An 18,274-nucleotide genomic window follows, 5' to 3' on the forward strand; every position below is an offset into this window, starting at 1 on the left:
AACAGCAGAATCCATCGAAAAGCGCAGAACCGCTGTTAAGTGTGTTGTCGTGAAGGCTGGCGAAAACCCAATAGGTTTCATTTGGTTGTCAATTTCGGTGGCTATTCTGAAATCATGTTGGGTTGAGTGCGAGGCGGCTATGACGCATTTTGAAATGAAACCGGGGGAAGACGTTTCCCTGGAAAGTTTATTCGTTCGGTTGAAAGCTTTGAGGGCGCGTATCCTTGGCGAGACGCAAACCGAGCTGCAATCAATCGATGTGCAAACAAACGACGACGGGCGGTTGTTCAGTTTGCACAATTTGCTCAATTATCAGGTCATGCGCCGGGAAAATCTTCATGCGTTGCAATCGGGGTTGGCGGCGGCCGGGTTGTCGTCCTTGGGGCGAGTGGAGCCGCATGTGCTGTCCAATATCGATGCGGTGCTGAATGTCCTATCGCTTGCGGTGGACGGCGTGGCTTATGTCCCCGAAAAGGCCGAATGGTGCCTGGGATATGAAGCCGGTTATCATGCGTTGCAAAAGCGGGCAGGTCGTTTGTTCGGTGCTCGGCCAGAAAACCGGAGCGAATACATTTTGGTGACTTTGCCTTCCGAAGCGGCCGATCACCCGGCCTTGGTGGAATCGCTCTTGGCGGCGGGCATGAATTGCGCCCGTATTAATTGTGCACATGATAATGACCAGGCCTGGTCAAAAATGGTTCGTCATATTCGTGGTCAGGCCAAGGCGTTGGGTGTGACCTGTCCGATTTTGATGGACTTGGCGGGGCACAAAATCCGCACCGGGGACATTCAGGTCGGCCAGGCGGCATCGCAAAAAACACGTGAAAAATTCGCAAGCGGGCAAAAGGGCCAAAAAGGTGTTTACCCGAAAGTTCACCGACATGACAAAGTATTATTGTGCCGTGATCAAGCGCGTTTTTCCGAGATGGAAGCGGTTTTTGGCCTGTCGGTGCATGCCATGGTAACGGTCACTTGCCCGGATGTGATTGCGATGGTGTCCATCGGTGACAGCGTCTGGTTTGATGATGGCAAAATGGGCGGTGAGGTGATGGATAAACGGGATGAGGCCCTGTTGATCGATATAACTCAGGTGGGGCCGGGCGGCGTCCGTTTGAAACCGGAAAAGGGCCTCAACTTTCCGAATACGGATTTGGCGTTACCGACGCTCAGCGACAAAGATGAGCATGATCTCGATTTCGTTTGTCAGCATGCGGATATGGTCGGTCTGTCGTTTACCGAATGCGCGGAGGATGTTTTACGGTTACACAACCGGATGTGTGAAAAAGGTGTGGAACCTTTGCCGATTCTGGCGAAAATCGAAACGGCGAAAGCCGTGCGTCAGCTCCCGACGATTTTGGCCGTCAGCTTGGCGCGGAATATCGAACTGGGCGTGATGTTGGCGCGGGGGGATTTGGCAGTGGAGCTAGGCAGTGTTCGCATGGCCGGGGTGCAAGACCAGATTTTAAGGGTGTGTGAGGCGGCCCATATTCCCGTTGTCTGGGCCACACAAGTGATGGAATCCTTTGTCAAAGACGGGCGTATTTCGCGCCCGGAAATCACTGATGCCGCTATGTCGCAACGTGCTGAATGCGTGATGTTGAATAAAGGTCCGTACATTACCGAGGCGGTACGGTTATTGAGTGACGTTTTGCAAAAAATGGAATCTCAGCAGTTCAAAAGTCATACCCATATGGATGTCTTGCAGCTATGAACTGCGTTCGGTGATTCAGGTACTTGGCGATAAGGCTTGGGGCTGACAGGTTCAAGAAGCTGGTCAAGGGAGTAAAATTAGTTTATTTTATTCTTGTACTTTAGTCTTTTATTGGACGCGGGAGCCGAAAAACAGGACAATTTCCTTTATTTTTTAAAGCCTATTCTATGCCGAACTTTTTTCGCCTGATCAACCAGCATTTGTATTGGCTGATGCTATTGGGAACTTTGTTGCTTTCCCCGGTAGTCTATATGCTCTACGCATGGCAGGTCGACGAGGCGCGCAATCAGGAATTCCAATTCTATCAATCGTCCCTGATTGAAAAAGTCGATGTCTTGATCAAAGAAAAGCAAAACACTACCCAGGCGTTGGCCGTGGCGATGACCTCGCCGCCGAATTTCAAAAATGCTTTGCTCAACGGTGACCCGGATTTACAGAAAAAACTGGCTCATTACACCCATCAGTTAAAGACCCTGACCAAATACAAAGGGGTGTGGATTCAGTTGGTGGACAAAAACGGTGTGAGTTTGGCGCGGAGTTGGACCACTAAAAAAGGCGACAACCTGACTCCGGTGCGAAAAGATATCGCTTCCATGATTGAAAACCCGCGCCGGATCAATAACTTCAGTGTCGGAAAGTTTGCTTTGACGTTTAAATCCATGGTGCCGATTTTCGATGATAACGACCGGTTTTTGGGGATGGTGGATGTGATTTCGCAAATCGACTCCATCGACCAGGCCTTGTCGGAAATGAGTCATGTCCATTCGGTGGTGCTGGTGGATAAACGCTATCGTAAGCAATTGACCAACGCCTTCACGGGCAAATTCATCGATGATTATTATGTGGCGAATATCGATGCCACCGAACCGGATGTCGCGTTGATTGAACGTTACGGGGTCGAGCGTGCGTTTAAGCACTCCGGTTATATGGTGTTTGACGGTTATCTGGTGGTGACTCGTCATATTTCCGATCTCAGCGGTCAACCGATGGCGACCTGGGTCACCTTGAAGCCGTTGGACAGCTTTGAATTCATCCACGTGTACGATACCCAGAAGCAGTTCATCGTTATGACGCTGTTCATCGTACTGTTGCTGATTTTCCTGCTGGCGATGATGTATTTCAAGCGTCAGGCCGAGCTGGAAAAACGCTTTTTCTTCGAGGTGTTCGATACGTCGACGGAAATCGTGTATGTCTCGAACCATCGCCGCATTCTGTTCGCCAATCGTCGGTTTTTCGAATTCTTCGATACCTTTCAGAACGTCGAGGAATTTCATCAGTCGTATCATTGCATCTGCGAGCTGTTCGTGCCGGAAGAGGGCTATTTGCGGCGCTATATGGACGGCACCTACTGGTTTGATTATGTGGTGGAAAACAAGGATAAATCGCACTACGCCAAGATTCGATGGCACGACCGGGATTACATTTTTTTGGTCAAAGCCACCGATATTTCGTCGCACTTCGGAACCGATTACGTCAGTGTGCTGATGACCGACATCACCGAAGAAGAACATTATAAGAGCCGCTTGGAACACTTGATTGTGCACGACGAATTGACCGGTGTGCACAATCGGCATTATTTCAATCAATACCTTCAGAAGGTCATGGCGGAACGTCCGAACCCTTTCTGTATGGTCTTCCTGGATGTCGACCACTTCAAACAGGTGAACGATGCCCACGGTCACGATATGGGCGATAAGGTGCTGGTGGAAGTGGCGCAAACCCTGAAAAGTCTGTTGCGTGCCCGAGACGAAGTCTGCCGGGTCGGTGGTGAAGAATTCGCCGTCATGCTGCCGGACACTCAGTTGGAAAGCGCCTTGATTCTGGCGGAACGCTATCGTGAAGCCGTGGCGGATTTGGCGGTCGATAAAGGGCAGCTTTCGGTCACCATCAGTCTCGGGGTGGTGCAGCTTCAGGCCAATGACAGCCTGCAAAGCTTCTATAAACGCGCCGACCGAGCGCTGTACCTGGCCAAGCAGCAAGGCCGTAACCGGGTGGAAATCGACCGTACCCTGTAACCTCCCTTTCGTCCGAAAACCACCAGGCCTGGTGGTTTTTTCGCTGGATTCCGCTTCCGGTCTTTATCGGTTTTTTATCGCGTTTTTTGGTATGATTTGCGGCAGATTCGAATTTAATTGTATGGAGTGTCGCCGTGAGCGTTTTACCAAATCATTTGAAGTATGCGGAGTCGCATGAATGGGTGTATATCAATGAATCCGGTGAAGCCGTTGTCGGTATCACCGATTTCGCTCAGGAGTCGTTGGGCGATTTGATGGCGGCGCACCTGCCGGAAGTCGGTACCGACATTTCCCAGGGCGAAGAAATCATGTCGTTGGAATCGGTGAAGGCCGCTTCCGATATCTTTGCGCCTTTGAGCGGTGAAATCGTCGAGGTGAATACCGAATTGGAAGACGAGCCGGAACTGGTCAACGACGAACCTTACGATGGCGGCTGGCTGTTCAAAATCGCCCCGCACGATGCGTCCGAATTGGACAACCTTCTATCGGACCAAGACTATCAAGCGATGATCGACCAGTAAGTCGACGTTCGTCGCATTATTTCAAAAGGGCATAAAGCCTCGCGGCCGTTGCGCTGCGGGCTCGATGCCCTTTTTGTTTAGGGCACCACATTCACTTAAGGAAACACTATGACCGAAGCGGTTTTAAGACTGAAAAAGAACGAAGAAAAACGTCTCAAACAAGGCCATCTGTGGATTTTCAGTAACGAGGTCGACACGCAGGTCTCACCGTTGAAAAACTTCGAACCCGGGCAGGTGGTGACGGTGGAAGCCGCCAACGGAAAAGCCATCGGTGTGGCCTACATCAATCCGAATACCTTGATTTGCGGGCGTCTGTTGAGCCGTAACCCGAAAGTATCGTTCAATCAGGCGTTTTTGAAAAAACGCATTCAAGCCGCGCAAGCTCTGCGTGAACTGAATTACGATGCGCCTTATTATCGTTTGGTCTTTGGTGAATCCGACGGTTTGCCGGGCTTGGTCATCGACCGTTTCGGCGACGTTTTCGTGGCGCAAATCACCACGGCGGGTATGGAAGCCATGAAAGACGAACTGGTGCAAACCATCGAGAACCTGTATCACCCACAGGCGTTGGTGTTGCGTAATGATACCGGCAGTCGTGGACTGGAAGGTCTGCCGCTGTACACGGAAGTGGCCATCGGAACCTTACCGGAATCCATTCAGATGCAAGAAAACGGCGCCCGTTTTGTGATTCCCGCCGAAGACGGTCAGAAGACCGGATGGTTTTACGACCACCGTTCGGCGCGTTCACGCTTGCAGTCATTGGTGAAAGGCAAGACGGTGCTGGACGTGTTCAGTTATTTGGGCGGCTGGGGCGTGGAAGCGGCCGTGGCGGGTGCTTCGGAAGTTACCTGTGTGGATGCTTCGGCCTTTGCACTGGACGGTTTGGAACAAAACGCCGTGCTGAACGAGGTGATTGATCGTGTCATCACCGTCGAAGGCAATGCGTTTGATGTGTTGAAAGCCTTGTTGGCCGAAGCGCATAAATACGACGTGGTCATCGTCGATCCTCCGGCGTTCGTCAAACGCAAGAAAGATTTCAAGGCCGGTTCGGAAGGCTATCGCCGCATCAATGAATTGGCCATGCGTTTATTGAACACCGATGGGATTCTGGTGTCGGCTTCCTGTTCGCATCATATGAGCCGAGACGCTTTGCTGAATCAAATTCAGCAGGCCAGCCGTCATGTCGACCGTCAAATCCAGTTGTTCGACCAATGTCATCAGGCGCCGGATCATCCGGTGCATCCGGCGATTCCGGAAACCGAATACCTCAAGTCCTTCTTCTTTAAAGTCGGCAAAAGCTGGTAAGACGGAGTCCTATGATGAAACCCGCCTTGTCCATTCAACAGAAACAGTTAGCCAAACACTGTTATTGGGATGTCGATGCCCAAGTGCTTTGGGTGGATGGGCGTCAGTGGATGCCGAAAATGGGGGTTTTAGGCATTCCCGGCTGGGACAATATGATGGTCGGTTCCGAACCGGTGCCGGACTATCCTGACGACTTGGCCGTCTTGAGTTGGCCGGATTACGGTCAACTCGGTGCCTGGCGAAAACAGATTCCGAATTGGGTCAAAGACAGTTGTGCCTTGTTCCCGACCCATCAATTGGCGCTGTTGCATTATGTGGGGCGCTATCCGCAATTGCTGGAGCTATTGGACCATTCCCCGATGCTGGCGTGGCGACTGGTTGCCTCCGGGTTGCCGGAGGCGGAAATCGTTGCATTGTTGAATGATAAACGTACTCAGATGGTGGCGGAAATCGGCTGGCCGGGCAAGCAGGAAACCGTGCAGTTTCTACGCAAGTTGCGCTTACGGTATGTGACCGAAGAAATTTCCGATTTTGTGGAAGTCTGCGTGATGGATGAAGACCGTTTGGAGGGCTTGCAAACCTTGCCAAGGGTGAATTCCATGGCCTTGTCCTTGGCAGCGCGCTTTCCGCAACTGATTGGTTCCCGCTTGCATCGTTCCCTGGCGCAATTGCCGTGTCGGCCGATGCAATGCCAAAGCCTGATTGCCCAGTTGGAGGATGTTTATCGCGCGGCCGAATGGTTACACGTATCGGCGTCCGAATTGGATGCCATCGGTGCTTGTCGTTATCTGGTGGATGTGGAGAAAATCTACCAGGCCTGGTGGTTTTCCGAATCCGCATCGCACGCGTTGCCGCCGGAGGACTTGTGCAGTCATCCGGTGCGTTTGACGCAAAAAGCCGAATGGGAGGCCTTGAGCCATTTGCAGAAACATTACTGGTTGACTGATTGGCCGGATTACGAAGCCGGTAAAGCCGCGTTATGGGTATGGCAGTTGCATGGCGAGTTGGTGGGCATCTTGTTGCACCTGTCCGAAACGGCGTCGAAGGGAGACGCGCCGGGAGAAATGCTCAAGCTGGCGCGGGTGCGTCAGGGAGAAAACCAACTGCCGACGCCCGAGCAACTCAGTGCCATTCATCTTTGGTTGGCCGGGCGTTATGAAACCCCGGCAAACTAGCCCGGAAATTTCTTATCTTTTAGACGGTCGGTAATAATTTTTCCGATCCCATCAAGTCGTCGTAGGTTTCGCGCGGACGGATTTCATAAGCCTGGTCGCCGTCCACCAACACTTCGGCCGCGCGCGGGCGAGTATTGTAGTTCGAACTCATCGTGAAACCGTAGGCGCCGGATGACATGACCGCCAAAATGTCTCCGGCTTTCAAGTTCAAGCGGCGGTCTTTGCCTAAAAAGTCGCCGGTTTCGCATACCGGCCCCACGATATCCCATTCGGCCTCGTCACCGTCTTTGCGTTGTGTAACCGGCTGAATGGTCTGGTAGGACTGATACAGTGCCGGGCGAATCAGGTCATTCATGGCGGCATCGATAATGGCGAAATTCTTGTGCTCGGTCGGTTTAAGGTATTCGACTTCCGTCAGCAGAACGCCGGCGTTTCCGGCAATAGCCCGGCCCGGCTCGATAATGACTTCAATCGACGGGTCATTCAATTTGGTGAGAATCGCCTGGATGTAATCGCGCACCGCCGGCGGCTGCTCGTCGGTGTATTGGATGCCCAAGCCGCCGCCCAAGTCCAGATGGTGCAGGTGAATGCCTTGTGCTTCCAAAGCGGCTTTCAGCTTCAAAACTCGTTCCAGCGCATCGACAAACGGGGTGATTTCAGTCAGTTGCGAACCGATGTGGCAGTCGATGCCGATGATATCGATATGAGACAGTTTTTGGGCATCGGCATAGAGTTGCGGGGCGGTGTTGATGTCCACTCCGAACTTGTTATCTTTCAAGCCGGTCGAAATATACGGGTGGGTTTTGGCGTCGACATCCGGGTTGACGCGAATTGAAATCGGCGCAACGATGTCGAGGCGCTGCGCGACCGATTGGATGCGGTCCAACTCGGCGTGGGATTCGATATTGAAGCAGCGGATGCCGACGGTCAAGGCGCGTTCGATTTCAGCCGGTTTTTTCGCCACACCGGAAAACACCACTTTGGCCGGATCGCCGCCGGCTTTCAAGACGCGTTCCAACTCGCCTTGCGAGACGATGTCGAAGCCGGAACCCAGGCGTGCCAGAAGGTTCAAAATCGCCAGATTGGAGTTGGTCTTGACCGCGTAGCAGACCAGATGCGGTTGGTCGCCGAAAGCGGTGTCGAACGCTTGCCAGCGTTCTTCAAAGGCTTCACGCGAGTAAACGTACAGCGGGGTCCCGTATTGCTGAGCCAGACTCTCCAGCGGGCAGCCTTCGGCATAAAGGGTGTCGTTCTGATAATGGAAAGGTTGTGGGATTTGGCTCATGGTGTTTCCTGTTTGGGTTCGGTCGATTGTTCGGTCAGTTCTGTATCCGGCGCTACGGCTGCCGCGTTGTCGGTGGCCGTCTCGGTTGTGGGCGATTCCTCGGTCACTTCCTGCGGTTTTTCAGGCAGGTATAAAGGCCCTTTTTTTCCGCAGCCGGAGAGGCTGATGCTGCCAATGGCAAGCAAAAGAACGCCGAATAACGCTTTGATGGCCGTTGCCCGGCGCGTCATGTGTTGAGAACCTGCATTTTGGAAGCGAAACATGGTCGGCCATCCCCGGTGTGATTAAAGGCGCTATTTTAGCCTATCCGTACCGCAAATGAAAAACATTGCATCTTGCGCCGGAAAGTTGGCGGAGCAGGCGCGGGTTTGGGTAAAATATCGACAATCAACGGACGTGAACAGGGAATGAGGAACTCGAATGCCGGAAGGAAACCCGCCCATTATCATTGAACCCCGCCAAGGAACCGCCTCCGCCTGCGTGATTTGGCTGCATGGTCTGGGAGCCGACGGTCATGACTTTGAAGGGTTGTTGCCGCACCTGGGGTTACCGGAAAACCACGGCATTCGTTTTGTGTTTCCGAATGCTCCGGTGCAGCCGGTCACCGTGAACTTGGGGGAACCCATGACGGCCTGGTATGACATTAAGACCATTCATCTAACGGAACAGGTTGATTGGCCGGGTATTGAGCAAAGTCTGGCCCAAGTACACGATTGGATTCGGGCGGAACAGGCGAAAGGGATTCCAAGCGAGCGCATTCTGCTGGCTGGGTTTTCGCAAGGCGGGGTGATTGTCCTGCAAGCCGGGTTGCGTTATGAAGCGCCGCTGGCCGGTATCATGGGGTTGTCGACTTATTTTCCGCATCAGGATGCGCTGGCGGATGCTTATGTCCAGCCGGATGCCTGCCCGATTTTTCTGGGGCATGGGACGGCCGATCCGATTTGCCCTTTCACCGTGGCCGAGTCGTCACGCGACGCCTTGCAAACGCTCGGGCGGGCGGTGGAGTGGCACGTCTATCCGGGGATGCCGCATCAGGTGTGTGCCGAAGAAGTCCGTGATATTGCCCATTTCATTCAACGCCATTTGCTGATATAAAAATACAGTGGTCGAAAAATGACCAGGCCTGGCTAGAATCACGATTAAGCAAGCATAATAAAGGACGGCCCAAGAGTGGCGAATGTAAGACGTTTTTTTCGATACGATGTGGAGATTCCGCTGTATTTTGAAACAGTGGATGTGCAGGGCCGTCATTTGCGCGTGAATCGCGATAAGCTGATTAAACGTCAGGAAGCGTTTCATCTTGAAGAACTGGATCATGACATTCGGGAGTTGTTGAGCGAGGCTTTTTCGCCGACATCCGATGCGTTACGAATTTTCCACATGCTGAATCACCGCATCGATTACATGGCCTGGTTGCTGGACGACATCATCGAAGGGCACGATCCGCGTTTACGCCACGACTATAAGTTCCGGTTACGCGAAGACCGCAAAATCACTCCGCCGGAAGTCAGTAACGTTTCCAAGGTCGGCCCGTTGATCGAGGGCTTTTATCTACAGGTCAGCGATCACCTTCATGAGTTGATTGAGTCGGTGCAGAACAGCATCGACGGTAAAATTTTCCTGTTTCCGCGTAAAATCAAACCGAACTTCGACGAGACCGATTACGTATCCAATTTAGGTGAATTAAGCGAACGCGGCATTTTGCCCGCCAAAGCACTGGAATTATTGATTCAAAAACTCAATTTTTACGAAACCGTTTTCGCCCGCTTGAAAGAGGCTTACCATTCGATTTCCGATCCGGGCTCCTGGCCGGTGATGTCGGTCAATATCAGTGCGGGCGGTTTCAGTTTAAATACCAACGAGACTTTCGAAAAGTTCGCGCACATGAATATTTTCATGCAATTGGACGATAATATTTTGGTGTGCCGCGGCAAAATCGTATTGAATAAGGCGCTGAAAAACAGCGAGTTTGCCTATAAGATCGGAGTGGAGTTCGAGTTTCTCAGCCGTGAGCACGCCGAAATCATCACACTGTTCGAGCAGCACCGTGAACTGCAGGATGCCATGTCTTTGGCGTCAAAGAACGGCTTGGCACTGTTCTGACATTTTCTCTTGATTGTTGGAGCCACTGATTGAATCAGAGGTTGCTAGAGCAGGCCTTTGGCTTTGGCGTGTTTGACGAACTCCATACGAACTTCCTGCACTTGTTTCAGCCAGTCGGCGAAAAAATGATAATCCTTTTCCACCAGTTGGTAAATTTCCGATAAAGGCGCGCCGGGATGGTGTAACGCAAACGCGGTGATTTCCAACAGTTTGTTGATGTGTTTGGGGCTCATTTGGGTGGTGACGTCGAAATAACTTACTTTGGTGAGGATGACGGCGTCCAAAATTTCAAACCACTGTATCGGTTTCAGGTCGAAGCGATCCTGCACTTCCGGGTAAACGCCGTTCTGGCGCATGTCCAGCAATTGACTCAGACGATAGAAATGCAGGAGGTCGGCGGCCGCGTCTCGGTAAGAGGCGGGGAGGGCGTCCAAAAATCCGGCTTCGACTGTGTGATTGCGACCTGGCATAGTGTAATCAAATTCCTCTAAGCGAAGTTAAAGTGCATGCATTCTTCGATTTCGAAGCGCTGAATTTCATTTTGCAGGAAATCCTGACTCTTGCCATCCGGAAATTCAAAGTTGATGGCGACCCGTTCCTTGTAAGCATCGTCGATGGTACGGATATCGACAATATTGCCGCTGAACTGCAAGGTTTTGTCGTGGGACGGGAAATAGAAAAACACATCGACCTTTTCGAAAGGCCGAAAACGCTTATTCAGTAAAACCGCCAGGCCTGAGGCGCTGACGTTGGCTTGTTGCAGTCGCCATTCTTGCGGGTATTGCCGCATCACATTGTCGTCGTTGATCTGGCGATAGGCTTCCAGATAGGTATCCATCAGGGAGCACAGCGAATAAATGGATTGCACCAGCGGAATTTTGGCGAATTTCTCGTTTTTGAACAGCTCGATGGTTTCGTCGATTTTAAAGGCGTAGGGCAGTTGGATGTTCGCTTCGAACTGGCTGGCCGTGGAGTGGGTGATGCTGTGGATCATCGACTCCAGAAACGTCATGTATTTCTCTTCAATCATCTTGAAATAACGGTAGGTCTTTGGTGACGACTGGTGAAGCGCCTCGACCTTTTGGAAGCCTTGTTTCTTCTGATTGATCTGCACCCAGTACTTTGGGTCCAGACGGGGGTTGATGCCTTGGGAAAGTGACTTGGCGCACTCGCCGAAAAACTCCACAAAGTCGATGACCTCGTTGAACAATTCGGTGACCAGGACTTTTTGGTCTTGGATGCGGCCCAGCCAATACAAGGTGTCGCTTTTTTGTTCGGCAATCAGCTTTTGGACAATCGGCGGAAAATAATCGACGCCGGTGGCATAAATTTCCCGATCCTTAATCGGAGACGACGGGGTGATGAAAAGCCGAACCGGCATGTCGATTCGGAAAAACCGTCTGGAATTGCCTTTTTGAAACCATCTATTCATGGGAGCGGTGCTACTTCGTTTCGTTGTAGGATTAGGGCACCTCGATTAACCCCCAATGAATTCTGGCAACGCCAAGTTTGTCAGATCAAGGCGTGAACGTGAAGGAATGTCTAGACCTTGCAAACGTTCACAACGTAGAACTGGCGAACTTGGCTAAGCCCCTTCGGGCGGGGCTTAAAGACCACTTCTTCGTTGTTACGACTCTTGGCCATAGAATGACTAAGACCGGCGAGTCGCGCCTAGAATAAGTGACCTTTAAGTCCCGCAGAATTTTATTCGGGGTTAATCGAGGTGCCCATTATAGTTGTCCAACCTACATGCAAAGTCAATGCCAATTCCCGGAATGGGGTAAAAAATTTTTAATGGGCGGCGGGTTGGATTTCCAATGGAATCGTCAGGGATTTGTGGCGTTTGTCGGTCCAGAAGTAGTGTTTGTCGGCGTCATTGTGTCCGCAGCCGGATTGGCATTGTCCGCTGGCGCAACTGGCTTGGGCGAAAGACTCCTTGATGTGGCCTTGGTCGATGAGGGGGCGAATCAAGCCTTCCAGCGTATCGGGGGAGATGTCAAAATGGTTCAGAATGTTTTCTTCTGTGACATTTTGGTGTGTTCGGATGTAACGTTTCAGCTCCAATAGAATCATTGGACCCCACCTTGGTTAAAATTGGGTATTAATCGAATGATACGACTTTTGGCCGATGCGTTTCAAGAGGGCGTATAGTAATAGATAACCGGCGGCGAAAATCCCCAGCCAAACACTGCTGGTAACCGGGTGCGCATTGAACGTCATGATTTGATAGAAGCTTACGGCCACGCTGTAACCGAGGAAGAGGCTCCAAACGCCGCTGTAACTTGCCCAGCGCCAGCCCAGTTCTTTTTTGATGGCGGCGAAGGTCGCCACGCACGGGAAGTACAGCAGGACCAACAGCAAATAGGCATAAGCGGCGACTTCACCGTTGAAGTGTTTGACCATCTTATCCAATGTCGTGGCGGCGATGTCCAGTTCTTCGGCCGCTTTTTCGGAATCGGAGGTGCTGGTGAGGGCTTCCAAACCAAGTGGATCGGTCAGGTCGGTGATGAATTTTTGCAGGTTTTCCGGAATCGTCTGGAAAGCGGCGGCGATTTCACCCCAGAAATCGTATTCGTCGGTGGTTTCCGCTTGCGGCACTTCGTCCATGGATTGATACAACGCATCCAGCGCGCCGACCACGACTTCTTTGGCGAGAATCCCGGTCAACAAGCCGACGGTCGCCGGCCAGTTGTCCTCATTCACGCCCAGCGGTTCGACGATAGGGGTCGCGGTTTTGGCAATGCTGCTCAAGACCGAATCCGACTGGTTTTCATGCCCGAACGAGCCGTCCGTGCCCAGGCTGTTGAAGACATTAATCAGTAAAACGATGACAACGATGATTTTACCCGCGCCGAAAATAAAGCCTTTCATTTTGTTGTAGGTGTTCAGCCCGATGTTCATCAGTGACGGACGGTGGTAAGTCGGCAGTTCCATCAGCAGCGGAGCGGTTTCGCCTTGCAGCAAAGTGTGTTTCAGCAAAAGCGCGGTGACGACCGCGGCTAAGATTCCGATCAGGTACAGCGAGAACACGAGCAGTGTGGCGTTATCGGCGAAGAAGGCGGTGGCAAACAGCACATAAACCGTCAAACGGGCGCTGCAAGACATAAACGGCGTCATCATAACGGTCATGATGCGAACCCGTTCGTCCGGCAAGGTGCGGCTGGCGAGCACGGCCGGAATGTTACAGCCAAAACCGACCACCAGCGGAATGAACGCTTGGCCGGACAGGCCGAGTCGGCGCATGAAGCGGTCCATGATAAAAGCGGCGCGTTGCATGTAACCGGTTTCTTCGAGTATCGATAAGAGCAGGAATAGGCCGCCGATGACCGGGATGAACGTCGCTACGACTTGCAAGCCGCCGCCAACACCCTGGGTCAGTAATACTGTCAGCCATTCGGGGCTGTGCAGAGCGTTCATCACCTGAGCCGGGCCATCTACGAATAAGGCTTGAGCGCCGATGTCGAAAAAGTCGATGAAGACGTTACCGATGGTAATCGACAAGGCGAAAATCAAGTACATGATGCCGAGGAAAATCGGCATGCCCAGCCAGGGGTGTAGCGCCCAATGGTCGATAATCGAGGTGGTGTCGCGGGTGAATTTGTCGGTATGGGTTTGACTGGTGTGCGCAGCCTCGTGGGCGAATTGAAAATATAAATCGGCCGCAATCAGAGCCAGTTCTTCATCGTAATGGTCTTCCAGGCGCTGTTTTTCGTCCGCGGCAAAGGTCCGTAACGAAAAGGGCGCTTTGTTCGGGTCAATCAAGTATTGCAACGCCAGCCAGCAGGACTCGGCACTGGGCTCGTCATACAAACGGTCGCGGATGCTGTGAACCGAGTGGTGCAGGGCATCCGGCAGGTCGAAATGCAGGGGTGTATGCTTTTCCGCCAGGCCTGGTAGATTTTCTTTTAATTCGTCGATGCCTTGATTGTAATAGGCGGAAATCGGTAGAACCGGGCAACCGAGTTTTTCGGACAAGGTGTCGATGTCAATCTCGAGGTGGGCCTTTTCCAAGCGGTCCATGCGGTTCAACGCCACCACTACCGGCAGCCCCATGTGCAGCAGTTGTGCGGTCAGGAACAGTTGGCGCTCCAGACAAGTGGCGTCGACCACATTGATGAGTAAATCCAGGTGTTCGTGTTGCAGGAAGTCGCGCGCGACCTGTTCGTCCAGCCCTGAATGGGAGGAGTTTTCCAGGCTGTAAATGCCCGGTAGGTCGGTCAGTTGATAAGCTTCATGGCCGACTTGAAAATGACCGACTTTTTTCTCGACGGTCACACCCGGCCAGTTGCCGGTGGTCTGGTTGGCCCCGGTCAAGCGGTTGAAAAGCGTGGTTTTCCCGGAATTCGGGCTGCCGATCAACGCGATATGATGCGGCGTTGCATTCGGAAGCGGTCGTTTCATGAAAGCAGTTGGACCTGGATATTCTTGGCGAGGCTGGCATCCAATGCAAAACGGCTACCGTCCACGGAAACAATGTAGCACTGATTGCGAATCATGCTGAGTTTCAGGTGGCTGTCGGTATGAAAGCCCAGGTTGACCAGGTGCAGTTTGCAGGCCAAATCGCCGGTCAACGCAAGGATGCGGCAGGTCTGATCCTGGCGGCAATCCGCGAGGCTGACGGTTTCCTGATTGAGCTTTGTAATTGGATTCATAAAATAAATGATAATTATTATTGATTTTGGATGTGAAATCTTAACAAAAATTTCATGTTTGTCAAATGACAAAAACTTTATTTACGCTGGATTTGATACAGGGCAATTTCACCCAGCCAGTTCGGCGCAAACTTCATTGCCAAAGACGGCTGGTGTTTGCTGTTGACCACGGTTCGGGCCACGACTTCGATGTCTTTTTCTTCGCAGAGGTCTTCGAAATCGTTGAAGGTGCAGAGATGGATATTGGGTGTGTTATACCAGGGGTTCGGCAAGCTGGCGTTCTGCGGCATACGTCCGCCGAAGAACAGTTGCGCGCGGTTGCGCCAATGCGCGAAGTTCGGGAAGGTGATGATGCTTTGTTTGCCGACGGTGAGCATTTCGTCCAGCAATAAGTCGGGGCGGCTGACCACTTGCAGTGCCTGGGTCATGATGACGAAATCGAATGAGTCTTCATCGAAATAATCGCAAATATCGTGGCTGTTCAGATTGCTTTGAATGACGTTGATGCCATTCTCAATCGCCTTGATGTTGTTTTGCGGGTCGATTTCCATGCCATAGCCGGTGATGTTATGGGTCTGTTTCAAATAGGCCAATAATTGACCTTCGCCACAGCCCAAGTCCAGCACGCGGCTGTTGGGTTCAATCCAGTCGGCGATCAATTTGAATTCGGGGGAGATGTGATTGAAAGTCATGCGCGCTCCTCCGTGCCGGACGTTTCCTGAATATCGGTCAGCACCCGCTTCATGTAGGTGCGGAAGACGCCTTCGTAATGGTCGTTCGGCAATAAAAAGGCGTCGTGACCGTGCTGCGAACTGACTTCGGCGTAACAGACGTCGGCATCGTTATCGAGCAACGCCTTGACGATTTCATGCGAACGTTCCGGCGAAAAACGCCAGTCGGTGGTGAAGGAGACCACCAGGAATTTCGCCGTGGCACCCGCTAGGGCTTCGGTGAGGTTGTCGTCGTATTCCGACGCCGGATCGAAGTAGTCCAGGGCTTTGGTCATCAGCAGGTAGGTGTTGGCGTCGAAGTTTTGTTTGGTGGCAAATTTTTCGCCTTGGTAACGCAAGTAACTTTCCACCTGGAATTCGACGTCGAAATTGTATTTGAGTTTGCCTTCGCGTAATTCTCGACCAAACTTCGAGCCCATCATGTCGTCCGACAAATAGGTAAGATGCCCCAACATGCGAGCCAGCGCCAAGCCACGTTTCGGGGTGGTGTTCATTTCAATGAAACGCCCGTTGTGGAAATCCGGGTCGGTCATAATGGCGCGGCGCGCCACTTCATTAAAGGCGATGTTTTGCGCGGAAAGTTTCGGGGCCGAAGCGATCACGACAGCGTGGCGGATTTTATCCGGATAGTCCATGGCCCACTGCATGACCTGCATGCCGCCCATCGAACCGCCGATGACCGCGGCCCAGCGATCAATGTTCAAATGCTCGCGTAGGGTGTTTTGACTGTGTACCCAGTCCTTACAGGTGACAATCGGAAAGTCCGGGCCGTAGACCTTACCGGTTTCCGGGTTGATGCTGGCCGGGCCGGTGGAACCGTGGCAACCGCCCAGATTGTTGGAGCACACCACGAAAAATTGATCGGTATCGATCGGTTTGCCGGGACCGATATAGCCGTCCCACCAGCCGCGGGCTTTTTCGCCTTCGTATTGACCGGCGACATGGTGGTTGCCGCTGAGGGCGTGACAGATGAGCACGGCATTGGAGGCATCGTCATTCAAGGTGCCATAGGTTTCGTACACCAGGTCGTATTCCGGCAATACGGAACCGCTGACCATTTCCAGAGGGGTCGAAACATGCATTGTTTGAGGCGCGACGAGGCCAATCGAATCTGTCATCTGTTGCGTTACAATCTTCGTTGAGTTAAGGGTTCATCCATGAACGTGCCATGAGACGGGGTGGCCGACGGTTTGCCAGAAACCGCCAGCGTGGCGTTATTATAGTAAGCTTTGCCCCAGTTGAGCAATGGACCCCACCACAATAATTTGGGTCAGCTTGATGGCGATGATGGCCACAATCGGCGATAAGTCCAGGCCGCCGATCGGCGGAATCACTTTCTGGAAAGGGCGCAGAATCGGTTCGGCCAGTTGATAGAAAATCGCCGTATTCGGGTTGTAACCTTGCGATACCCAGCTTAACACCACTTGAATGATGATCAGCCAGAACATCATGTCGAGCATTTGATTGAGAATTTCCGTCACCGAGGAAATCGCAATCAGTCCGACGGAGAAGCTGCGGTCGGTTAAGAAGCCCAGTAGTACGACGAACAAAGCTTGAACAATCATGGCTGTGAGCAACGCACTCCAGTCCCAGCGGCCCGGTTTCGGTAACACCAGATTCAAGGGCGCGCACAGCGGGTTGGTGACTTTGGCGACAAAGTTGACGATCGGGTGGCGCCAGTCCACATGCGTGGCACGCATGAAAAAGCGCAGAATCAAGACGAAAATCACCAGGCCTGCTAAAAATTGAATGAGAAATAAACCGCCTTCACCGACTGGGGACATGCTTTGCTCCTGTGTACTCGATTAGGAATTGTTGTGGGTCGTGCCCAATTCATCGGCCAGACTGATGGCGCGATCTTTCGCGGCGGTCATGGCCTCCTCAATGATAGCACGTAAGTCGTGCTGTTCGAATGTCTGAATGGCTTTTTCCGTGGTACCGTTCGGCGACGTCACTTTCTGGCGCAAGGTGGCGCAATCATCTGGACTTTCCAGGGCCATTTTCGCCGCGCCGAATGCGGTCTGAATCGTTAGCAGACGGGCGGTGGACTCATCCAGTCCGAGTTTCTGGCCGGCGGCTTGCATGGCTTCCATAAACAGAAAATAGTAAGCCGGGCCGCTGCCGGAGATGGCGGTGACAATGTCCAGGTCGCTTTCCTGTGGTACCCAAACCGTCAGGCCAGCAGCGCGCAGAATGTTTTCGGCCTGGTCTTTCTGAGCGTCGGAGACCGACGCCGTGGCGAACAGGCCGGTGGCGCCGCTGCGAATCAAGGCCGGGGTGTTGGGCATGGTGCGGACGATGGCCGCTTCGCCGCCTAGCCAGAAAGCGATGTCACTGGTTCGGACACCCGCCGCGATGGAAATCACCAGTGCGCCTTTCGCTTTCACCGTGTCGGCCAGTTCCTTGCAGACCGGTTCCAACTGTTGCGGTTTGACCGCCAGCAGGATGATGTCGGCCTGAGCGGCCGTTTCGGTATTGCTTTCCAGACAGGGGATACCGAGTGACTGGGTGACTTCCTGGCGTCGATCCGCGCTGGGGTCGGTCGCCAGAATTTTATCCTTCGGGTAGCCGCTGGCCAGCAAGCCGCCCATGAGGCTGAGGGACATATTGCCCGCACCGATAAAGCAGATTGTCGAATCCATAGAAATCACCTCGTGTCTGTCGTTGGCTGGTTGGGCGTTTCACGGTCTGTACCGTTTTCCGAGCCTGTCCAAATGGGAATGGGTGTCTATTATAGCGGCAACGGACTGAAAAAACAGTCCGTCGGATGGGGGAA

18 protein-coding genes are annotated in these 18,274 nt (G+C 52.6%); 7 read left to right on the forward strand and 11 right to left on the reverse strand.

Going from position 1 to position 18,274, the window contains the following annotated elements; translation table 11 throughout:
- Window positions 1-139 precede the first annotated feature (139 nt).
- The 5 genes from AYJ59_RS03915 to AYJ59_RS03935 all read left to right on the forward strand — a co-directional run bounded on the left by AYJ59_RS03915 (window position 140) and on the right by AYJ59_RS03935 (window position 6,727).
- On the forward strand, window positions 140-1,711 hold the full coding sequence (locus tag AYJ59_RS03915) for a pyruvate kinase (RefSeq protein WP_127119287.1): 1,572 nt from the start codon (window positions 140-142) through the stop codon (window positions 1,709-1,711).
- 167 nt (window positions 1,712-1,878) lie between these two features.
- Window positions 1,879-3,726 carry a sensor domain-containing diguanylate cyclase gene (locus AYJ59_RS03920; RefSeq protein ID WP_127119288.1) on the forward strand — a complete coding sequence of 616 codons (1,848 nt, stop codon included), beginning with the start codon at window positions 1,879-1,881 and terminating at the stop codon, window positions 3,724-3,726.
- Window positions 3,727-3,860: 134 nt separating this feature from the next.
- Window positions 3,861-4,247: a glycine cleavage system protein GcvH gene (gene gcvH, locus AYJ59_RS03925; protein WP_127119289.1), complete on the forward strand. Its 387-nt coding sequence runs from the start codon at window positions 3,861-3,863 to the stop codon at window positions 4,245-4,247.
- 108 nt (window positions 4,248-4,355) lie between these two features.
- A complete protein-coding gene (locus tag AYJ59_RS03930; RefSeq protein WP_127119290.1) occupies window positions 4,356-5,552 on the forward strand; it encodes a class I SAM-dependent rRNA methyltransferase in 1,197 nt (398 codons plus the stop codon).
- Between the two features lie 11 nt (window positions 5,553-5,563).
- A complete protein-coding gene (locus AYJ59_RS03935) occupies window positions 5,564-6,727 on the forward strand; it encodes a hypothetical protein (protein ID WP_237260368.1) in 1,164 nt (387 codons plus the stop codon).
- A gap of 19 nt (window positions 6,728-6,746) precedes the next feature.
- Here the strand turns inward: AYJ59_RS03935 and lysA are convergent, their stop codons facing one another.
- Entirely contained in the window at window positions 6,747-8,012 is a 1,266-nt protein-coding gene (gene lysA / locus AYJ59_RS03940; protein WP_127119291.1) for a diaminopimelate decarboxylase, read from the reverse strand.
- Entirely contained in the window at window positions 8,009-8,275 is a 267-nt protein-coding gene (lptM, locus tag AYJ59_RS03945; RefSeq protein ID WP_127119292.1) for an LPS translocon maturation chaperone LptM, read from the reverse strand. Before lptM ends, lysA begins: the two co-directional genes overlap by 4 nt.
- Before the next feature lie 157 nt (window positions 8,276-8,432).
- On the opposite strand from lptM, the gene AYJ59_RS03950 reads away from it, so the two are divergent.
- Window positions 8,433-9,107: an alpha/beta hydrolase gene (locus tag AYJ59_RS03950; RefSeq protein WP_127119293.1), complete on the forward strand. Its 675-nt coding sequence runs from the start codon at window positions 8,433-8,435 to the stop codon at window positions 9,105-9,107.
- Window positions 9,108-9,182: 75 nt separating this feature from the next.
- Window positions 9,183-10,115, forward strand: a complete 933-nt coding sequence (locus AYJ59_RS03955; RefSeq protein ID WP_127119294.1) for a PilZ domain-containing protein — start codon at window positions 9,183-9,185, stop codon at window positions 10,113-10,115.
- Window positions 10,116-10,159: 44 nt separating this feature from the next.
- On the opposite strand, the gene AYJ59_RS03960 is transcribed toward AYJ59_RS03955, so the two are convergent.
- From AYJ59_RS03960 to proC, 9 genes are all read right to left on the reverse strand, one after another.
- Window positions 10,160-10,585: a hypothetical protein gene (locus AYJ59_RS03960; protein WP_029938790.1), complete on the reverse strand. Its 426-nt coding sequence runs from the start codon at window positions 10,583-10,585 to the stop codon at window positions 10,160-10,162.
- A 17-nt stretch (window positions 10,586-10,602) separates the two neighbouring features.
- Window positions 10,603-11,547, reverse strand: a complete 945-nt coding sequence (locus tag AYJ59_RS03965; protein WP_127119295.1) for a PilZ domain-containing protein — start codon at window positions 11,545-11,547, stop codon at window positions 10,603-10,605.
- A 359-nt stretch (window positions 11,548-11,906) separates the two neighbouring features.
- On the reverse strand, window positions 11,907-12,188 hold the full coding sequence (locus tag AYJ59_RS03970) for a FeoC-like transcriptional regulator (protein WP_127119296.1): 282 nt from the start codon (window positions 12,186-12,188) through the stop codon (window positions 11,907-11,909).
- A 15-nt stretch (window positions 12,189-12,203) separates the two neighbouring features.
- Window positions 12,204-14,516, reverse strand: coding sequence for a Fe(2+) transporter permease subunit FeoB (gene feoB / locus AYJ59_RS03975; RefSeq protein WP_127119297.1), 2,313 nt, complete (start codon window positions 14,514-14,516; stop codon window positions 12,204-12,206).
- A complete protein-coding gene (locus tag AYJ59_RS03980; RefSeq protein ID WP_029938786.1) occupies window positions 14,513-14,767 on the reverse strand; it encodes a FeoA family protein in 255 nt (84 codons plus the stop codon). The genes feoB and AYJ59_RS03980 overlap by 4 nt, the downstream gene beginning before the upstream one ends.
- Before the next feature lie 77 nt (window positions 14,768-14,844).
- Complete coding sequence (gene metW / locus AYJ59_RS03985) at window positions 14,845-15,459, reverse strand: methionine biosynthesis protein MetW (RefSeq protein ID WP_127119298.1); 615 nt, start codon at window positions 15,457-15,459, stop codon at window positions 14,845-14,847.
- Window positions 15,456-16,616, reverse strand: coding sequence for a homoserine O-succinyltransferase MetX (gene metX / locus AYJ59_RS03990; RefSeq protein ID WP_127119299.1), 1,161 nt, complete (start codon window positions 16,614-16,616; stop codon window positions 15,456-15,458). Before metX ends, metW begins: the two co-directional genes overlap by 4 nt.
- Window positions 16,617-16,715: 99 nt before the next feature.
- Complete coding sequence (locus AYJ59_RS03995) at window positions 16,716-17,282, reverse strand: YggT family protein (protein ID WP_029938783.1); 567 nt, start codon at window positions 17,280-17,282, stop codon at window positions 16,716-16,718.
- 21 nt (window positions 17,283-17,303) lie between these two features.
- On the reverse strand, window positions 17,304-18,140 hold the full coding sequence (gene proC / locus AYJ59_RS04000) for a pyrroline-5-carboxylate reductase (RefSeq protein ID WP_029938782.1): 837 nt from the start codon (window positions 18,138-18,140) through the stop codon (window positions 17,304-17,306).
- Window positions 18,141-18,274: the final 134 nt, after the last annotated feature.

Origin of the sequence: Thiomicrospira sp. S5 (genome assembly GCF_003991075.1) — a bacterium.
Lineage (GTDB): Bacteria > Pseudomonadota > Gammaproteobacteria > Thiomicrospirales > Thiomicrospiraceae > Hydrogenovibrio > Hydrogenovibrio thermophilus.